The 18,864-nt window shown below is 66.4% G+C and carries 17 protein-coding genes and 1 tRNA gene; 8 read left to right on the forward strand and 10 right to left on the reverse strand.

The window, feature by feature from the left end; all coding sequences use genetic code 11:
• Nucleotides 1-2: 2 nt before the first annotated feature.
• From NK214_RS05405 to kynB, 5 genes are all read right to left on the reverse strand, one after another.
• Nucleotides 3-1,760 (reverse strand): ABC transporter ATP-binding protein, encoded by a 1,758-nt coding sequence (locus NK214_RS05405; protein ID WP_107800977.1) that lies wholly within the window; start codon nt 1,758-1,760, stop codon nt 3-5.
• Complete coding sequence (locus tag NK214_RS05410; RefSeq protein WP_107800976.1) at nt 1,750-3,522, reverse strand: ABC transporter transmembrane domain-containing protein; 1,773 nt, start codon at nt 3,520-3,522, stop codon at nt 1,750-1,752. Before NK214_RS05410 ends, NK214_RS05405 begins: the two co-directional genes overlap by 11 nt.
• 143 nt (nt 3,523-3,665) lie before the next feature.
• Nucleotides 3,666-5,054 carry an amino acid permease gene (locus tag NK214_RS05415; RefSeq protein WP_235085907.1) on the reverse strand — a complete coding sequence of 463 codons (1,389 nt, stop codon included), beginning with the start codon at nt 5,052-5,054 and terminating at the stop codon, nt 3,666-3,668.
• 137 nt (nt 5,055-5,191) lie between these two features.
• Nucleotides 5,192-6,445, reverse strand: a complete 1,254-nt coding sequence (gene kynU, locus NK214_RS05420; protein ID WP_235085909.1) for a kynureninase — start codon at nt 6,443-6,445, stop codon at nt 5,192-5,194.
• 8 nt (nt 6,446-6,453) lie between these two features.
• Nucleotides 6,454-7,107 (reverse strand): arylformamidase, encoded by a 654-nt coding sequence (kynB, locus tag NK214_RS05425; protein ID WP_253313907.1) that lies wholly within the window; start codon nt 7,105-7,107, stop codon nt 6,454-6,456.
• A gap of 140 nt (nt 7,108-7,247) precedes the next feature.
• Between kynB and NK214_RS05430 the strand changes: the two genes are divergently transcribed.
• From NK214_RS05430 to NK214_RS05440, 3 genes are all read left to right on the forward strand, one after another.
• Nucleotides 7,248-7,718, forward strand: a complete 471-nt coding sequence (locus NK214_RS05430; RefSeq protein WP_107800972.1) for an Lrp/AsnC family transcriptional regulator — start codon at nt 7,248-7,250, stop codon at nt 7,716-7,718.
• 54 nt (nt 7,719-7,772) lie between these two features.
• Nucleotides 7,773-10,097 (forward strand): TonB-dependent receptor domain-containing protein, encoded by a 2,325-nt coding sequence (locus NK214_RS05435; RefSeq protein ID WP_253313908.1) that lies wholly within the window; start codon nt 7,773-7,775, stop codon nt 10,095-10,097.
• Nucleotides 10,098-10,353: 256 nt separating this feature from the next.
• Nucleotides 10,354-10,914, forward strand: coding sequence for a DUF2939 domain-containing protein (locus tag NK214_RS05440; RefSeq protein WP_235085917.1), 561 nt, complete (start codon nt 10,354-10,356; stop codon nt 10,912-10,914).
• An 80-nt stretch (nt 10,915-10,994) separates the two neighbouring features.
• On the opposite strand, the gene NK214_RS05445 is transcribed toward NK214_RS05440, so the two are convergent.
• Both NK214_RS05445 and rsmI read right to left on the reverse strand, forming a co-directional pair.
• Nucleotides 10,995-11,079: transfer RNA gene (locus NK214_RS05445), tRNA-Leu, on the reverse strand.
• An 82-nt stretch (nt 11,080-11,161) separates the two neighbouring features.
• Nucleotides 11,162-12,058, reverse strand: a complete 897-nt coding sequence (rsmI, locus tag NK214_RS05450; RefSeq protein ID WP_371926188.1) for a 16S rRNA (cytidine(1402)-2'-O)-methyltransferase — start codon at nt 12,056-12,058, stop codon at nt 11,162-11,164.
• Between rsmI and NK214_RS05455 the strand changes: the two genes are divergently transcribed.
• The 5 genes from NK214_RS05455 (at nt 12,053) to NK214_RS05475 (ending at nt 15,750) form a co-directional block, all read left to right on the forward strand.
• Complete coding sequence (locus NK214_RS05455; protein WP_253313909.1) at nt 12,053-13,171, forward strand: penicillin-binding protein activator; 1,119 nt, start codon at nt 12,053-12,055, stop codon at nt 13,169-13,171. The genes rsmI and NK214_RS05455 overlap by 6 nt on opposite strands.
• Complete coding sequence (locus NK214_RS05460) at nt 13,171-13,506, forward strand: YraN family protein (RefSeq protein ID WP_107800967.1); 336 nt, start codon at nt 13,171-13,173, stop codon at nt 13,504-13,506. Before NK214_RS05455 ends, NK214_RS05460 begins: the two co-directional genes overlap by 1 nt.
• Nucleotides 13,507-13,545: 39 nt before the next feature.
• Nucleotides 13,546-14,136, forward strand: a complete 591-nt coding sequence (locus tag NK214_RS05465; RefSeq protein ID WP_107800966.1) for a phosphoheptose isomerase — start codon at nt 13,546-13,548, stop codon at nt 14,134-14,136.
• Nucleotides 14,136-14,717, forward strand: a complete 582-nt coding sequence (locus NK214_RS05470; RefSeq protein WP_227105528.1) for a BON domain-containing protein — start codon at nt 14,136-14,138, stop codon at nt 14,715-14,717. The genes NK214_RS05465 and NK214_RS05470 overlap by 1 nt, the downstream gene beginning before the upstream one ends.
• Nucleotides 14,718-14,952: 235 nt before the next feature.
• Nucleotides 14,953-15,750 (forward strand): DNA-binding protein, encoded by a 798-nt coding sequence (locus NK214_RS05475; protein ID WP_227105526.1) that lies wholly within the window; start codon nt 14,953-14,955, stop codon nt 15,748-15,750.
• A 19-nt stretch (nt 15,751-15,769) separates the two neighbouring features.
• Here the strand turns inward: NK214_RS05475 and NK214_RS05480 are convergent, their stop codons facing one another.
• The 3 genes from NK214_RS05480 to tsaA form a co-directional block, all read right to left on the reverse strand.
• Nucleotides 15,770-16,963, reverse strand: a complete 1,194-nt coding sequence (locus tag NK214_RS05480; protein ID WP_107800963.1) for an EAL domain-containing protein — start codon at nt 16,961-16,963, stop codon at nt 15,770-15,772.
• Between the two features lie 144 nt (nt 16,964-17,107).
• Nucleotides 17,108-18,097: a Tim44 domain-containing protein gene (locus NK214_RS05485; RefSeq protein WP_253313910.1), complete on the reverse strand. Its 990-nt coding sequence runs from the start codon at nt 18,095-18,097 to the stop codon at nt 17,108-17,110.
• Between the two features lie 56 nt (nt 18,098-18,153).
• Nucleotides 18,154-18,855 carry a tRNA (N6-threonylcarbamoyladenosine(37)-N6)-methyltransferase TrmO gene (tsaA, locus tag NK214_RS05490; protein ID WP_227105524.1) on the reverse strand — a complete coding sequence of 234 codons (702 nt, stop codon included), beginning with the start codon at nt 18,853-18,855 and terminating at the stop codon, nt 18,154-18,156.
• Nucleotides 18,856-18,864 lie beyond the last annotated feature (9 nt).

Genomic DNA, 18,864 nt, shown 5'->3' on the forward strand with positions numbered 1-18,864 from the left:
GTTCAGCCGGCTTCCGGCTGCAATTGCTGCAGCAAGTATAGCCGTTGGTAGATGCCGCCCTCGGTCATCAAGGCCTCGTGATTGCCGGTTTCGGCGATCTGGCCGTGGTTGAGCACGATGATGCGGTCGGCGTCGCGGATGGTGGACAGCCGGTGGGCGATGGAGATCAGGGTGATCTGGCCGCGCAGCTGTTCCAGCGCTCCTTGCACCAGTTGTTCGGTTTCGCTGTCGATGTGGGAGGTGGCCTCGTCCAGCAGCAGGATGCGCGGCTTGCCCGCCAGCGCGCGGGCGATGGCGATCAGCTGTTTCTGGCCGCTGGACAGCCGCGAGCCGCTCTCGCCCATATCGGTGTCGTAGCCCTGCTCCAGGGCCAGGATCAGATCGTGCGCGCCGGCCGCGCGCGCGGCGTCCTCGATCTGCTGCTGCGTCAACGGCCGGCCCATGGCGATATTGTCGCGCGCGCTGGCGGCCAGCAGAAAGGGCTCTTGCGGCACCAGGCCGACGCCGTCGCGGAAGGCGGCGTCGTCGAAAGCGGCCAGCGGCTGCTCGTCGATCAGGATCTCGCCGCCTTGCGGCGCGTAGAAGCGCAGCAGCAGCGACAGCAGCGTGGATTTGCCGCTGCCGGTGTGGCCGACGATGCCGATAAAGCCGCCGGCCGGAATCTCCAGCGAAAGATCGGGCAATACCGGCCGCTCAGGCTGATAGCCGAAGCTCACCCGGCGGAAGCTGACCGCGCCCCGCTCGATGCGGCCCTGGCCGTGGCCGGCTGCCGCCGCCGGCTCCTGCAGCAGCGCGTCCACCCGCGCCGCCGCCACCACCGCCTGCTGCAGCTGGCTGAACTGCATGGTGATCTGGATCAGCGGGTCCACCATGCGGCCGATATAGCTGATGAAGGCGTAGAGCACGCCGATCTGCAGCGCGCCCAGCGGCCGCTGGCTGAAGCTGTAGATCACTCCGGCCAGCAACAGCACTTTCAGCAGGTCCAGCGCCGGACGCAATAGCCAGGCGTTGGCGCTCAACTCCGCGATCCGCGCCCGGTAGTAATTGTGGTTGGCCTGATCGAAACGCGCGGCGAAGCGGCCGGTGGCGTTGGCGGCCTGCAACACGCTCATGCCGGAGATGGACTCGGCCATCTGGGCATTGATGTCGCTGCGCAGCGCGCGGGCGCGCGTCACCGACGGCGCGCTCCAGCGCTGGTAGAGCCAGACGATGGCCAGCATCGCCGGCAGCAGCAGCGCCGCCAGCAGCATCAGCCGCCAGTCCAGCCAGGCCATCGCCGCCATCACGCCGATGACCACGATGCTGCTGTCCAGCATCACGAACAGCACCTGCACGTACAAGGCCTTCACCGATTCGGTGTCGTTGGTGACGCGGCTGACCAGCTGGCCGGTGATCGCCTTGTCGAAAAAGGCCATCGGCAGCCGGATCACGTGGCGGTAAACCTGTTCGCGCAGTCTTTGCACCGAGCGCATCGCCACGCCGGACAGGCGCACCAGCTGCAGATAGCGCAGGCTGGACGCGGCGTAGCCGGCCATCAGACAGGCGAGCAGCAGCAGGCCCATTTCCAGCCATTGCGGCGCGCGCGGCAGCAGGTAGCGGTCGATGAACACCTTGCCCAGCAGCGGCGACAGCGCCTCCATCAGCGCGGCGGCGATCAGCCACAGCGTGCCCCACAGCACATGGCGCTTTTCCGGCGCGGCGGAGTGGCGCAGCAGGGCCACCGCCCGGCTGCGGTTGATCGCGGATTGATCAGATTTCATCCAGGCTGGCCTCCAGTTGTTGATAGCGCCACTGGCTGGCGTACCAGCCGTTCAATTGCAGCAGCGCCTCGTGGCTGCCGGCTTCGGCGATGCCGCCGTGCTGCAGCACGACGATGTGGTCGGCGTCCGCCACCGCGGACAGCCGGTGGCTGGCGATGATCACGCTGCGGCCGCGGCGCGCCTCGCGCAGATGTTGCAGAATCTGGGTCTCGGTCTGGGTGTCCACCGCGGACAAGGCGTCGTCCAGCAGCAGCAGCGGCGCGTCCGCCAGCAAGGCGCGGGCGATGGCCAGCCGTTGGCGCTGGCCGCCGGACAAGGCCACGCCTTTTTCGCCCACCGGGGTGGCGTAGCCCTGGGCCAGGCGCAGGATGTCCTCGTGCACCGCCGCCAGCCGCGCCACGCGTTCGATCTCGCGTTCGGCGGCGTCCGGGCGCGTCAGCGCGATATTGTCGGCCACCGAGGCGGAGAACAGAAAGGACTCCTGCGGCACCCAGCTGATCGCCGCGCGCAAGGCGTCCATCTTGTATTCCTCCAGCGGCACGCCGTTCCAGCTGACGCTGCCGGCCGGCAGCGGGTACTGGCGCAGCAGCAGGCGCAGCAGCGTGGACTTGCCGCTGCCGGTGGGGCCGACGATGCCCAGGGTCTGGCCGCGGCCCAGGCGCAGATCGATCGCGCGCAAGGCCGGCGCGCTTTGCCCCGGATAAGTGAAGTTCAGATCGCGCCAGCGCAGTTCGCCGGCCGGTTCCGTGGCGTTGACGCCGCTGTCGTCCACGGACTCGGGCGCGCTCAGCACCGGCTCCAGCCGGTTCCAGCCGGCGCGGCCGCGTTCCAGCAGCGACAGCACCCAGCCGGCGGCGAACATCGGCCAGATCAGCTGGCCCAGATACATGCTGAAGCTGGTCAGCGCGCCTATGGTCAGCTGTTGCTGCCACACCAGATAGCCGCCGATGCCCAGCGTGGCCGCCGCCGCGGTGCTCAGGGTCAGCCCCACCACCGGTTCGAACGCCGCCTCCCAGCGTTGCGCCTCCAGGCTGTTGTCGGCGGCGGAGGCGGCCAGGCCGGCCAGCTCGCGGCTATTGCGTTCCTCCAGGCCCAGAGTGCGCAGCGTGCGCACCCCGCTCAGCGTTTCCTGCACGTGGTCGTTGAGCCGGCTGAAGCTTTGCAGCGAGCCGGCCCAGGCCTGGTGCACGCGGCGGGTGATGCGCCAGAAGGCGAAGGCCATCAGCGGGAAGGGCAGCAGCGCGGCGGCGGCCAGCCGCCAGTCTATGCCCAAGGTCATCATCGCCAGCACCATCACCAGGGTCAGGCTGCCGTCGAAGCCGGCCAGCATCGCCTCGCCGGCGGCCATTTCCACCGCGTCGATATCGTTGGTGGCGCGCGCCATCAGATCGCCGGTGCGCTGGTGATGGTAGAAGCCCGGCCCCTGGCGGCTCAGCCGCTGATACAGCCGGGTGCGCAATTCCACGCCCAGTTGGTAGGCGGCGGCGAAGAGCTGCAGCCGCCAGCCGGCGCGCAGCAGATAGATCACCACGCCGAAGAGCAGCAGCCAGCCCAGCTCGCGCATGAGTTGCGGGGCGCCGAGCTGGCCCTTGGCCAGCAGGTCGACGATTTCTCCGATCTGGCGCGGAATCAGCACGGTGAGCACCGCCACGGCGGCCAGCATCAGCGCCGCGCGCAGGTAGTAAGGCCAATGACGGAGGACGAAGTCGCGCAGCAGCGCGGACAGGCTGGCGCCGGGGGCGAGAGCGGACGGGCGTGACATGGCGGGGGCGGATTATCCGGATTGGGTGCGAGCCGAATATTCTATGCCGAATCCGATCGCGGTGTCAGAACCGCTTCAAGCCCGTATCGCGCGAAGCGCGGCGGATCCTGAAGCGGCTCTCGGGCGGGCCCTCGTATGACGGTCTAGCCCTGTTGCGCCGCCGGCTTCGGCCGCGGCTTGCGCACGGTGTGGAACAACACGACCAGCAGCAGCAGGAAGGGCAGGCCGAAGACCAGGGTCAGCCGGAACACCTCGGTGAAGGCGGTGGTGATCATGATCGCCAGCATCAACACCAGGCCGGCCAGCGTGGTGTAGGGAAACAGGCGCATCTTGAACGGCAGATCCAGGCCGCCGGCCTGATCGTGATGGCGGCGGAAACGCAGATGGGTGTAGAAAATCATCAGCCAGGTGAACAGCGCGCCGAACATCGACAGCGCGATCATCAGCGTGAACGCCTGTTGCGGAAACAAGACGTACAGCACCGCCGCCAGCGCGATGCCGCTGGTGGACAGCAGGAGCGCGTTGACCGGGATGCCGCGCTGGTTCAGTTTGCCCAGCCCGATCGGCGCGTCGCCGGCGCGGGACAGGCTGAACATCATGCGGGTGGTGATGTAGAGCTGGCTGTTCATCGCCGACAGCGCGGCCACCACCACCACGAAGTTGAGAATGCCGGCGGCGTAGGGGATGTTCAGCACCTGCATCACGGTGACGAAGGGGCTGTTGCCGGCGCCGATCCGGCCCCAGGGCACGATGGCGATGATCAGGCTCAAGGACAGCAGATAGAACACCACCAGCCGCGCGATGGTGGCGCGGAAAGCCTGGCGCACCGCCTGTTCCGGGTTTTCCGCCTCGCCGGCGGCCACCGCGATCATCTCCACGCTCAGATAACTGAAGATGGAGATCACCACCGCCACCCACATGCCCCAGATCCCGTTGGGGAAGAAGCCGCCGTCGGCGCTGAAGTTGCGCGCGCCGTAAGCGGGGTTGCCGCTGCCCCACACCACATAGCAGCCCATCAGGATGAAGGCGACGATGGCGAAGATCTTGATGGTGGAGAACCAGTACTCCACCGTGCCGAAGGCCTTGACGCTGGTGGCGTTGACGCCGATCAGCGCGCTGGAGAACAGCAGAATCCAGATCCAGGGCGGGGTGTCGGGAAACCAGTAGCGCATGTATTCGGCCACGGCGGTGATTTCGGTGCCCACCGCCAGCACCACGCAGGCCCAATAGCTGTAGCGCACCAGGAAGCCGGCCAGCGGGCTGACGTAGTGCTCGGCGTAGGCGCCGAAGGAGCCGGAGGTGGCGTGCGCCACCGTCATCTCCGCCAGGCAGCCCATCAGCAACAGGGTGATCAGGCCGCCTATGGCGTAACTGAGCACCACGCTGGGGCCGGCGAAGCCGATGGCGAACTTGCTGCCTAGGAACAGACCGGTGCCGATGGCGCCGCCGATGGCGATCATGCTCATCTGTCCGGCGCTGAGCCGGCGCTGCAGGCCCTGTTCCCTATCCTTGATGTCCTGGAAACTGCTCATGATGTTCTCCTCTGTCTATGCAGCGCGGTCTGGCGGGATCTGACGTCCCTTGCGCTGTAGAGCCGCCGGCCGCGTAGCTATCGCGGGCGGCGGCTCTGTGGAGGCGAGGCGGCAGGGGCCGTCGCGCCGTTCTGGGCTCAGGTCACCGCGCCGCGGCGGTGGAACTCAGGTTTATCCCAGCTGCCGCTGTCCAGAATCTCGCGCAGGATTTCCACCGCGTCCCAGATGTCGGCATGGCTCAGGTAGAGCGGAGTGATGCCGAAGCGCAGCACTTCCGGTTCGCGGTAATCGCCGATGACGCCGTTGGCGATCAAGGCCTGCATCACCGCGAAGCCTTGCGGATGGCGGAAGCTGACGTGGCTGCCGCGGCGCGCGTGCTCGCGCGGGGTGATCAGGGTCAGCGGGTGGCCGCCGCAGCGCTGCTCCACCAGCTCGATGAAGAGATCGGTCAGCGCCAGCGATTTGGCGCGCAGCTGCTGGGCATCCACCTGGCGCGCCACGTCCAGACCGCATTCCACCAAGGCCAGCGACACGATGGGCTGGGTGCCGCACAGGAAGCGGCGTATGCCCTGGGCCGGCGCGTAGTCGGCCGCCATCTCGAAGGGCTTGGCGTGGCCCCACCAGCCGGACAAGGGCTGCCAGAAAGCGTTCTGATGGCGCGGGGCCACCCAGATGAAGGCGGGCGAGCCCGGTCCGCCGTTCAGGTATTTGTAGGTGCAGCCCACGGCGAAATCGGCGTCCGCGCCGTTCAGGTCCACTTGCAGCGCGCCGGCCGAGTGCGCCAGGTCCCAGATCGCCAGCGCGCCGCGCTGATGGGCGCTGCGGGTGACCGCGGCCATATCGTACAAATAACCGGTGCGGTAATTGACGTGGGACAGCAGCAGCACCGCCACGTCCTCGTCCAGCGCCTGTTCCAGCGGCAGCGCCTCGTCGATCAGACGCAATTCATAGCCCTGCTGCAGGAATTCGATCATGCCCTGGATCATGTAGAGATCGGTGGGGAAGTTGTCGCGCTCGGACAGGATCACCTTGCGCTCCGGATGCGCTTGCCGCTGGATGCGCAGGGCCGCCGCCAGCGCCTTGAACAGATTCAGCGAGGTGGTGTCGGTGACCACGGTTTCGCCGGGACCGGCGCCCAAGAGCGGCGCCAGCTTGTCGCCCAGACGCGCCGGCATGTCGAACCAGCCGGCGGTGTTCCAGCTGCGGATCAGATCATGGCCCCATTCGCCGGTGATCACCTGCCGGCTGCGCTCCAGCGCGCCCTTGGGCAGCACGCCCAGCGAGTTGCCGTCCAGATAGAAAGTGTTGGCCGGCAGGTCGAACCGCTGGCGGAAGCCGGCCAGCGGGTCTTGCTGATCGGCGATGAGACAAGCTTCGCGAGTGTGTTTCATGGCGGGTCCTACACGAGAGGGGTGGAAACGGGCAAGGGCCGCAGCACGGCGCGCACCGGGCTGGCGTCCAGGTTCATCAACTTCAGCGGCAGCGCGATCAACTCGTAATCGCCCTCCGGCGCGTGATCCAGCAGCAGCTGTTCCAGGATGGCCATGCGCTGGCGCGCGGTGGCGTGATGGGCGTCCATGGTCTTGCTGTCCATCGGGTCCAGCGAGGCGGTGTCCACGCCTATCAGCCGCACGCCCTGGCCGCCCAGCCAGTCGATGGCGGCGGCCTCCACGCCGGGGAAGTCCGCGTCCCAGGCCTCCAGCGGATAGCGCGCGTAACTGCGGATCAGCAGCCGCGGGGGCAGCAGGCCGGGCCGGGCCTCAAGCCGCGCGCGGATCTGCTCCAGCCGGATCAGCGGGCCGGGGGACAGGCAATGGATCAGCCGGCACGGCCCCAGATAGGCGTCCAGCGTCACCTGGCCTATGCCCTGGCCGGCGGCCTGGAAGTGAGCCGGCGCGTCGGCGTGCGCGCCGCTGTGAGGCGACAGCGTCAGCCGCGCCACATTGACCGGACAGTGGGCGTCCAGCTGCCAGGCGGGGCTGGCGTCGAAGGCGGTGTCGCCGGGCCAGACCGGCAGGCCGGCGCGCAGCGGGGGGCTGATATCGAGCAACATGGAACGGTTCCTGAGCGGTAAGAAGCCTGGAATCATGCTAGCACCAAGGCATCCGCCAGAAATTGCAAGTTGGTCTTGCTAATGGCATGCTTTTCGCAGGAACTGCAGCGGAGCAGACAGATAACGATGGGAAATTGCAAATGCAGCTTGACGCGATAGATTGCCGGATTCTTTCCGCATTGCAGCACAACGCCAGGCTCAGCAATCAGGATCTGGCCGACCAGGTGGCCCTGTCTCCGTCCGCCTGTCTGCGGCGGGTGCGCGCGCTGGAAAGCCAGGGACTGATCCGCGGCTATCACGCCCAACTGGACCCGGCCCTGCTCGGCTACGAGCTGGAAGCCATCGTCCACGTGACGCTGGATCGGGCGCGCGAAGACTGGCATGAAGACTTCATGGAGCGCATCCGGCAGTTTGAGGAAATCGCCGCCGCCTACATCGTCGCCGGTCCCAGCAACTACGTGCTGCATGTCCGTTGCCGCAATCTGGCCGCCTTCAGCGGCTTCATCGTGGAGCGGCTGAACCGCATTCCCGGCATGCGCGACATCTGCTCCTATATTGTGATGCGCACGCTCAAGGATCAGCGCTGGCAAGTGCCGCTGGACGGTAAATAGCCGCGTGCCGGGTGGGGCCGGCGCGGAGAGGGATTGGTATAATTACCATTGTTAATGAGAATCATTAGCATTAACTTCGGCGCTCCTGAACCCCACCCCACCCACGCCATGAAATACCGGAGCCTTTCCGCCTGCCTGTTATTGTTGGCAGCCCATCCGCAAACCCTGCTGGCCGCCGAACCCGCGCCGCAAATGGAAACCGTCCACGTCAACGCCGAGCGCAAAGCCGCGCTCTCGCATGGCGAGGTGCTGGACGCGGAGCAATTGCGCCGCGCGCGCGGCACCGGCAACGCCGACATCTTCTCCGGCCTGCCCAGCGTGCAGGTCAACAATATCCGCAACGAAGCCGGCGCCATCGATCTGGGCATCCGCGGCCTGCAAGGCGAAGGCCGGGTGCCGGTCTTGATAGACGGCAGCCTGCAATCCACCCACACCGCCCGCGGCTACCAGGGCACCAGCGACCGCACCTATATCGATTCGGACCTGATCAGCAAGGTCAGCGTGGAGGAGGGCGCCAGCAACGGCGCCTTCTCCAGCGGCGCGATCGGAGGCCTGGTGCAGATGCGCACCTTGGGCGTCGAGGACGTGCTGCGCCCCGGCAAGGATTTCGGCGTGCTGCTGAAGGGCAGCGTGTACAACAACAACAAGACGCCCCGGGTGCCGGACGATGAGCGCGACCAGGTGTATTACCAGCTCAACAACGGCCTCAGCCCGCGCACCTTCAACAACGGCTCGGCCACGCTGGCGCTGGCCTATCGGCAGCCCGGCCTGGACGCCTTGCTGGCCTACAGCAAGCGGCGCACCGGCAATTACTTCGCCGGCAGCCACGGTTTCGACGGCTACCCGGAGGCGGTGGTGTCGCGCGGCCAGGAAGTGGTGAACACCAGTTACGAAAGCGATTCGCTGCTGGCCAAGCTGGGCTTCGCGCTGAACGACGCGCAGCGACTGAAGCTGATCTTCCGCCGCCACCGCCAGCAGGCCGGCGAACTGCTGGCCGCCTACTGGTACAAGAACTCCAACGACAAGAACTTCCAGGAACTGCCGCCGGGCGTGGAGTCCATGCCGCAATGGGCGCTGGGCAGCGCCGTCGTGCACGCCTACAGCGCCAACTACAGCTATACGCCCAGCGACAACAAGCTGATCGACCTGAACCTGGGCCTGTGGGCCACCGAGGCGGATCTGGACCAGCACAACGGCTTGTGGGCCGGCCGTCCCGGCGCGTCCTACGGCGATCAGTACATGCATGCCTACAACAACAAGCGCCATGGCTTCAATTTGCTCAACCGCTCGGAACTGGAGGCGCTGCCCTTGAGCCTGAGCTACGGCCTGGCCTTCCAGCAGGAGCGCACCCAGCCCACCAGCCGCTACACCGAGCAGCCGCGGACGCTGGTCGCCTCGCGCAACGGCGTGCGCAACGAGCGCAGCCTGTTCGGCAACGCCGTGCTGTCCTATCGCTGGGCCAGCTTCTCCCTGGGCGCGAATCTGCATGGTTCGACCACGCGCGACTATGCGACCAATCTGGAAGCGGATTACGCGCCCAAGCTGGATTTGACCGGCCAGGTCGACGTGCACCTGGCCAAGTGGCTGGATGTCTACGCCAAGGGCGGCCGCGCCTATCGCACTCCCAGCCTGTATGAAACCACCACCTCCTCCGAGGTGTTCAGCTACAACCCGTACAATCCCTTGCGGCCGGAACGTTCGCTGAACCTGGAACTGGGCTTGAAGGCGAGCTTCCAGGATGTGTTCCGCGATCAGGAACGCATCGGCTTCAAGGCCGCTTATTTCAACAACAAGGTGGCGGATTATATTTCCAGCGCCTGGCTGGACCGGACGCCGGGCATGCCGTCGTGGCAGGGCAATCTGACCTTCCTCAACTACGACAAGGTGGAGCTGCGCGGCTTCGAGTTCGGCGTGGACTACCACAGCCCGTCCTTCTTCGTGGAGGCCGCCGCCACGCGCTACCTGGACCCGGAAGTGTGCTCGGTGAACCAGGCGAGCCGGCGCGACGCCGCGGTGTGCAATCAGAACGGCTTCGCCTGGAGCCTGATTCCGACCCGCATCCCGCCCAAGAGCGTGTACGTGATTTCCGCCGGCAAGCATTGGCTGAACGGCGACCTGACCGTGGGCGGCCGCCTGAAATACCATGCCGGCAAGACCAATCCGGCCGGGTGGCTGAAAGGCACCGGCGCGCAGCCGGTGCTGGAACTGGCGTCCGAGCGGCTGGTGGACCTGTTCATCGAGTACCGGCTGAACAAGCAGGTCAATCTGAATTTCAATGTGGACAACCTGACCAACCGCTATGCGGTGGACACCGGTTCCGTGATCAGCATGCCGATACCGGGGCGGACCATACGGATGGGGATGGAAGCGCGCTTCTGAGAACCTGTTCAGAGTCCGCTGTGCTTCGTGGAGCGTTGCACGGCGAGTACAAGCTCAAAATGCTCATGTACCCCTCGTACATTCCGCTTTTTTGCTCGTTTTCGCCTTGTCTCGCTCTGGCTCGCGAGACGTTGAACAGGCTCTGAGCCGCCGGCCGCGCGTTTTTTGCCGCGGCCGGCGGGAATCTGCGCGCCGGCCGGCGGTCTGTAGACTTTATGAGCCGCATGAGGCGGCCGCTTGATTCAGGGGGATAAACATGAGCATGAAAATGAAGTTGACGCTGGGCGCGGCGGTCGTGGCCCTGGGGGCGTGGTTCTACGCGACGCCGTATTTGGCGGTGCGGGGCATGCAGCAGGCCTTGGACGCGCGCGACGCGGCCAAACTGTCCGGCTATGTGGACTACCCGGCCTTGCGCAACAGCCTGAAAGAGTCCGTCGTGCCCAAATCGGTGCTGGACCTGAACCAATCCAAGGACAAGAACCCGCTGGCGGCGATGGGCGCGGCCATTGCCGACGCGGTGGTCGCCCCGGTGGTGGACGCCATGGTGACGCCGGAAAGCCTGGCTTTGATGATGCGAGGGATCAAGCCCAAGCCGGGCCTGCCGCAAGGCGGCGCGGATGAGCCGGCGGCCGGCGGAGACGGCGCAGCGTCGACGGAGCCGCGCGCCGGCGTCGACACGGCCATGGGCTATGAAGACATCGATCGTTTCGTGGTGACGGTCAAGCAGAAAGACAAAGCCGAACAGTCGCTGGGTCTGGTGTTCAAGCGCGACGGCTGGTTGGGCTGGAAACTGTCGGCGGTGCGCCTGCCGGAATAAGAACGGCTGCTTGAGACAACAAAAAACCCGCAGAGCTCGCGCTGTGCGGGGTTTTTGATGTTTCGGCCTGCCAAAATCGCTGGTGCCCAGAGTCGGACTCGAACCGACACACCTTGCGGCGGGGGATTTTGAATCCCCTGCGTCTACCAATTTCGCCATCCGGGCGTCTTCGGCATTCCGAGAAGGAGAATAATAGCGATAGCAAATCGCTTTGTAAATCCTTTTTTCCCCGGCGCTTGGCCGCGGTTCACTCCTGCTTCAATTTAAGCGCCAAGTCGTAGAGCTGTTTGCGGTTGCCGTCGCAGATCTGCGCGGTCAGCGACGCCGCCTGCTTGGTGGGCAATTCCGCCGCCAGCAGCTTGAGCACGCGCACGGTGTCTTCCGGCACCGCGTCGTCGGCGTCCTCGCGCGCCGGCGCGGCGTCCAGAATCAGCACGATCTCGCCGCGCTGCTGATTGGAGTCGGACTCCACCCACTCCAGCATGTCCTGGGCCGGCAGATTGCGGAAGGTTTCGAAAGTCTTGGTCAACTCGCGCGCCAGCAGCAGCCGGCGCTCCGCGCCCAGCTCCGCGACGATGTCGCGCAAGGTGTCGACGATGCGGTGCGGCGCCTCGTAGCACACGGTCAGATGCGGCGCGGACAGCCATTGGCGCAGCGTCTTGCGGCGCTCGCCGCTCTTGGGCGGCAAGAAGCCGTGGAACAGGAAGGACGGCGCGGTCAGGCCGCTGGCGGACAAGGCGGCGATCACCGCGCTGGAGCCGGGCACCGGCCGCACCGGCAGGCCGGCGGCGCGCACCGCCTCCGCCAGCCGCGCGCCGGGATCGGACACCGCCGGCGTGCCGGCGTCGGACACCTGCACCACGATATGGTCTTCGGACAGCCAGCGCACCACTTGTTCCGACATGCCGCGCTCATTGTGCTCGCGCAGGCTGACCAGGCGTTTGGCGTGAATGCCGTAGGCGGACAGCAGCTGTCCGGTCACGCGGGTATCCTCGGCGCAGACCACGTCGGCGGCGCTGAAAGCGGCCAAGGCGCGGGCGCTGATGTCGGCCAGATTTCCAATGGGCGTGGCCACCACATATAATGTGCCGCGACAGAAACTTTCCCTGGCTGATTCAAGCAGATGAGCGAACGAAGTATGCAAAGACTGACTCCGCTGTTGGTTGGCGTCTTGATGACTTGGTTGACGCCGACAATGGCGCAAACCCCGGACTATATCATCCAAAGCAATACCGCGCCGCTCAAGTTGTTGGGCCAGCAGGCGCCGAAACCGGCCGTGCCGGCGACCGCGCCGCGGGACGCCAGCGCGACGGCGGCGAAACCGCAGCCGGCCGGCGGCCGCCTGCGCGTCGGCCTGCTGCTGCCCACCGGCTCCGCCACCCTGGGCGAGGCCGCCGCGGTGGTGCGCAGCGGCGTGGAGGCGGCGGCGCGCGTGGATCAGAACGCCGAGCTGGTGCCCATAGAGGCGTCCGAGGACACCGCCGTGGCCGGCTACAAACAGGCCTTGGCCAGCGGGGTCAATGTGGTGATCGGCCCGCTGTCGCGCGGGGCCATCGCCGCGGTGGCGCCCGCGGTCACGGTGCCTACGCTGGCTTTGAACTCGATAGGCCGCGAAGTGCCGGCCAATCCCAAGCTGTTCTCGCTGTCGCTGATCGTCGAGGGCGAGGCGCGCCAGGTGGCGCGCCTGATGTACGAAGACGGCCGCGCCAACCCCTTGCTGCTGTTCGGCGCGGACAGCCTGTCGCAGCGGCTGCGCCAGGCCTTCATCGACGAATGGCGAAGCCTGAGCCGCGGCAAATCCCCGATGGCGCTGGAAGCCAAGCCGGACAGCCTGCCGGCGATTCTGCAGGCGGCGGCCGGCGCCGACGCCGTGTTCATGGCGCTGGACGCGCACGAGGCCGGCATCGTCAAGGCCGCGCTGGCGCCGGAACTGCCGGTGTACGGCACCTCCCAGCTCAACGGCCGCGGCAGCGCGGTGGCGCTGGCCGGGGTGAGGGTGATAGACATGCCCTGGTTCCTGATGCCGGAGCATCCGGCGGTGAAACGCTATCCGCGGCCGGCGGCGGCGTTGACGATGCAGACCGAGCGCCTGTACGCGCTGGGCGTGGACGCCTGGCGGCTGGCGGTGCTGCTGGCGGGCGCGCGGCAGCCGCTGGGCCTGAGGCTGGACGGCGTCACCGGCGATTTGAGGCTGGGGCGCGACCGCCTGTTCGAGCGCCAGCTGCCGATGGCGGTGCTGAGCGTGGAGCAGCCGTAGTGAATCTTCAAGGCCGGCTTGCCGAGGACAAGGCGCTGGCCTGGCTGCTGAGGCGGGGCCTGACGCTGGTGGAGCGCAACTGGTCCTGCCGCGGCGGCGAAATCGATCTGATCATGCGCGATGGGCGCTACTGGGTGTTTATCGAGGTGCGCCATCGCGCCAGCGCGGCCTTCGGCGGCGCGGCCGCCAGCATAGGGGCGGCCAAGCAAAGGAAACTCATGCTGGCCGCCGAGGTCTATCTGTCCCAAAAGGGAATAGACGCGCCATGCCGTTTTGACGCGGTATTGACCGTGGGCGAGGCGGAGCCGCAGTGGTTGCAGAATATTTTCATGTAGTGCGATGGGTCGACCGACCCTAAAAGATAAGGATGTCCCATGGATTTGATTGACCGCGTCAGCGGGCATTTCCTGGAAAGCATCGCCGTCAAGCAAGAGGCGATGGAGTTGTTGTCGCCGGCGATAGCCGCGGCGGCGGAACAGATGGTGGCTTGCCTGATGAACGAAGGCAAGATTCTGACTTGCGGCAACGGCGGTTCGGCGGCGGACGCGCAGAACTTCGCCGCGGAAATGGTCGGGCGCTTCGAGAAGGAACGCCCGGGCCTGGCGGCGATTTCATTGGCCACCGACAGCTCGGTCCTGAGCGCGATCGGCAACGATTACGATTTCGACATGGTGTTTTCCAAACAGGTCAGGGCCTTGGGCCACACCAACGACCTGCTGCTGGCGATTTCCGCGTCCGGCAACGCCGCCAATGTGATCGAGGCCATCTACGCGGCGCATGAGCGCGGCATGAGCGTGATCGCCCTGACCGGCATGGACGGCGGCAAGGTGGCCGAAATCCTGTCGCCGGAAGACATACAGCTGATTGTGCCGGCGCTGCGTCGTTGCCGGATTCAGGAAGTGCACACCCTGATGGTCCACGCCCTGTGCGACACCATCGATTACATGTTGTTGGGAGGTGAATGATGAAGCGTCGCGTATTCGCGGTATTGCTGGCTGCTGGCTTCAGCAGCGCTCTGAGCGGTTGTTTCGGCGTTGTGGCGGCGGGCGCGGCCGGCGGCGCCTTGGTGGCCACGGATCGCCGCACCAGCGGCGCCTATGTGGACGACCAGGGCATAGAATTGAAAGCCGCCGACCAGATCGGCAAGCTGTTGCCGTCTGCCCACGTCAACACCACCAGCTTCAACCGCGCGGTGTTGCTGACCGGCGAAGTGCCCAGCGAGCAGGCGCGCCAGCAGGCGGAGCTGACCGCGCGCGGCATCCCCAATGTGCGCCGCGTGTTCAACTACACCGTGGTGGCGCCGGCGTCCGGCTTCTCCGAGCGCAGCAGCGACACCTGGGTGACCAGCAAGGCGCGCACCCGCCTGCTGGACGGCAAGGGCTATAACCCGAACAACGTCAAAGTGGTGACCGAGCGCGGCGTGGTCTACATGCTGGGCATGGTGACCCAGGCGGAAGGCGCGGCGGCGGCCAAGGTGGTCAGCGAGACCTCCGGCGTGCAGAAAGTGGTGACCTTGTTCGAATACATCAACGACATCGCGCAGTAAGGCGGATGTCCCGCGATCACACGCCCGGCTTAGGCCGGGCTTTTTCATTGTTCGGCGGCGGGGCGGCGGAGAATTCCTGGGTTTTTTAGGAAAAATCCTATGTCCGCTCGCCGGCGCTTCTGCTGCAATCTGCCTTGCTGCCGAAACCTCGCGTTTCGGCGCAATTTCTGACGCCCGGTTTTGGCCGGGCGGTACCGGCAACGCAGTTGGCAAAGATGGGCGAGGACGCGGCTTTATGAACCAGGCGGGCAAGATATCGGCGGAGGCGCGGGAGCGCATCATCGCGGCGGCGACGGAACTATACGAGAAGTCCGGCCGCCAGCGGCACCCTGCCGTCGACCAGGTCCGCCAGCTGGCGGGGGTGGACATGGACGCCGCCAGCGTGGTGCTGAAAGACTGGCGACGGGTGCAGCCGGCGACGGCGGCGGCCCTGGACGGCGAGGTGCCGGAAGGCGTCAGCCAGGCGGGGATGGCCGCGCTGGAGGCGATCTGGACCCAGGCCAAGGCGCTGGCCAACGACAGCCTGAGCGCCGCCCAGGCGGCCTGGGAGCGCGAGCGGGCCGAACTGGATCATCTGCGCGCCGAACTCGCCGGCGCTTTCGAACGCCAGGCGGCGGAGCTGGACGCCACGCGCCGCCAGTTGTCGGCCTCCCTGGCCTTGACCGCGCAGCAGGCGCAGGACCTGGCGGTGGCGCAGCCGCAGGCGGAGGCGTTTCGGGAGCGGATGGACAAGGCCGAGGTCCGGGTTGGCGAACTGGAGCGGGAGCTGTCCGAGGCGAAAAGCCTGTTGTTGCGGTCTCAGAACGAGTTGCGCCTGAGCGCCGCCGACGGCCAGGCGGCGGAAACGGCGCTGGCCAAACTGCGCGGCGAATTGCTGCAATCCAGCGCCAGCGCCGCGATGAAGGCGGAAGTGGCCCGGATCAAGATGTCGCCCAAGCCGGGCGCCGCGCCGGAGGCCGGCGAGGAGGACGAATCCTTGAAGGCCGCCTACACGCCGCAGCCCGCGGCCGAGGACATCCTGAAGTTTCGCTGATCCTGGCGCGCGGCTGGCGTCAGTGCTGGGGAATCAGCACGTCGGCGCACAGCACGTGCATGATCTCGTCGATTTCTATCGCCATCGAGATGGTGACGCAGGAGCGGGTGTCGGTCATGGACAGATAAGGCTCGCTCATATACAGCACGCCGGGCTGATCCACCGCGTGTTGAAAGTAGCTGCGCCGCGACCAGACCGCGCCGGTGGTGTCCACCAGCGGCGCGAACTTGGGATTGGCGGCGGCCCGCGGCTGGCGGCTGTTCAGGTTGCGGCCGATCTGGCGTCCGGCGCTGTCCAGCAGGAAGCAACGCACCACGTCGGGCAGCGCCAGCATGGGCTTGGCGGCCAGATCGAACGGCGTGCCCTGCATCAGCGAGATGGCGCTTTGCACGAAGGATTGCCGCGCCAGCTCGATCTGGCGTCGCGTCAGTTTGCGCTTGAGCAGCTCGCGCGCCATCAGCTCGTCCCAGCGTTCGTCGATGCGCGGCGTGATGACGTGGTCCTGATCCGGCTGATCGCTGGGGTGGGCGACGAAATAGCCTTGCACCAAATCGCAGCCCGATTCCAGCGCGATCAGCACGTCCTGATCGGTTTCTATCCCTTCCTCCACCACCAAGGCACCAATTTCGTGCATCAGCCGCACCAGCTTGGCCAGCAGGTTGCGGGTGCGCGGCTGGTGGACGGCGGCGCGCAGCAGGTGGCGGTCGAATTTGACCAGGTCCGGCTCCAGCTGGCAGACGCGGTCCAGATTGGAATGGCCGACGCCGAAGTCATCGATGGCGATCAGGAAGCCGCTGCTTTTCAGCACATTGACGCCTTCGATCAAGGCCTCGTCCACTTCCAGCACATGTTCCAGCACTTCCAGCACCACCTGGCTGGGGTCCAGCCCGGCGGCCTTGATGCCGTTGGCCAGCGCCATCGCGCGTTCCGGCCGCGACAAGGACGCGGCGTCGATATTGAGAAACAGCCAGCAGGGATGATCGCTTTGCATCTGGCTGAAACGGACGGCATGGGCTTCGCTCACCGCCAGATCCAGCTGGTGGCGGCGTTCGGGCGAGACGACGGAATAAAAAGCCTCCGCCGGCGTCAGCGGGGACGTGTCCTGTCTGGCGCGCAGCAAAGCTTCCATGCCTATCGTGCGGCGATGCGCCAGACTGTAGATAGGCTGGAAGTGACTGCCGAGTTTCAAGCCGGCATGCTCGAATTCTTTCATGGAATAGCTGCCCTCCGTGGCGCGGACTCTACGGCCGGTATTGTTTTTTTGCCTGAAGCAATCGGCATTCCAGTTTAGTGCATCGCCATTAAAAATAAAAAACGGGCCATGCGGCCCGTTTGGATAAAGATGTTAAGAAGCTTGCTACTGTTGGATGCCCGCCACCAACCACTTGCCGTTGGTGCTGTCGTCCTTGATGTAGTGCCAGTATTCGGAGAACGGCTCCGCCGACGCGCCCACGGCCTCGCTGACCGTGCCGGAGAAGCGCACGCTGGCGATGTAGCGGCCGCCTTCCATGCTGGCTTCGGACAGCTGGCAGTCCAGTTGCGGGAAATCGGCCACTTCGGTATTGGCGGCGATGTCTTCGCGCAGCGCGTTGAACAGATCCGGCGTCATGTACTTGCGCACTTCTTCCAGGCTTTCCGTGCTGTTCAGGTTTTGCAGGTGCAAGAAGGTGGCCTTGGCCTGACGCAGGAAGTGCGGGGTCTCGGTGCCGTCCGGCAGGCGCGCAGGCGCCTCGCTGATCGCGCCGCCGCCAAAGCCGGCTTGCGCGCCGCCCAGGCCGGAGCCGATTTTCGGGATGGAGTCGAAACGGGCCGGTTCTTGATAGCCGCCCATATTCTGCGGCATGCCCGCTGCTTGCGGCGCAGCCATGGCCGGACGCGCCGCGCCGGCCTTGCGGCGGAAGAACATGTAGCCGCCTGCCAGCACCAGGCCCAGCAGGGCCAGCGTGCCCCAGGGCATGCCGCCGCTCTTCTGCGGCTGCTGACTTTGGGCTTGCGCCGCCAGCGCCGGATCGGCGTTGCCGTTGGCCGCGGCCGGCGCTTGTTGCTGGCCGCCTTTGTCGCTCATGGCGGAGCCCAGCATATAGCCGGCGGCCGCGCCCGCGGCGCCTGCGGCTACGGCGGTGCCGATGCCCGGGCCGGACTTGGGTTGAGCTTGAACCGGAGCGGGCGCTTGCGCGGGCGGCGCAACCGGGCGCGCCGGCGCTTGTTGTTGGTAAGAACGGGTGGGGGCCGAGCGCTGCATGCCGGCGCTCTTGCCTTTACCTAGGCGGGCCGCTTCCGCGAACGGAGCGGCCAACATGGAAACCATGGTGAAGGCGAGCATGATCGTCTTCGCGCGGGTGGTCATATTTGCTTTTTTCCTGAGTGGTTGGTATCGCCCCGGTATGACTGGGGCGCAAAAGATTAGTTCGGGGTCAACGGCTGAATTTCAATGACTTGCGCATGGTTTTTTTCCACGCGGAAACGCACATTCCAGTGGTGCAGCGCCACGCCGTAGACCCGCTGCGGGTCGTCTTGATAGGCCGGGCGCGGGTCCTGGGCCAGCACCTGTTCCACCAGCGCGGCGAAATCGCCGGGCAGGCCGGCTTCGGCGGCCAGCTGCGCGCGCGCGGCGGGGTCCCAGCCCACGCTCAATTGCGGCGGCGGGCCGTCGACAAAGCCGCCGCGGGCTTCCGGCCGGGCTTCGACGAAGGGAATATAGGGCTTGATGTCCAGCACCGGGGTGCCGTCCAGCAGATCGGCGCCCTCCAGCGTCAGCACCACCTTGGGCTGGGTGTCCACGCGCAGCAGCCGCACCAGGGACAGGCCCAGCGGATTGGGGCGATGGGTGGCGCGGCTGGCGAACACGCCGACCTTGGCGTTGCCGCCCAGCCGCGGCGGCCGCACCAGCGGCTGCCAGCCGCGCTCGGCGGTTTGATGGAACACGAAGCTGATCCAGACGTGGGAAAACGCGTCCAGCCCGCGCACCATGTCGGGGTGGTCGTAGGGCGGCAGCAGCTCCAGCGTGATGCGGGCGGCGTTGACCAGCGAGGGCTGGCGCGGGATGCCGAATTTTTCGCGGTAGGGCGAGCGGATCACGCCCACCGTGTCGAAGGTGTAGCTCATGGCCGGATT

The sequence above is a fragment of the Chromobacterium sp. S0633 genome, assembly GCF_024158805.1.
GTDB lineage: Bacteria > Pseudomonadota > Gammaproteobacteria > Burkholderiales > Chromobacteriaceae > Chromobacterium.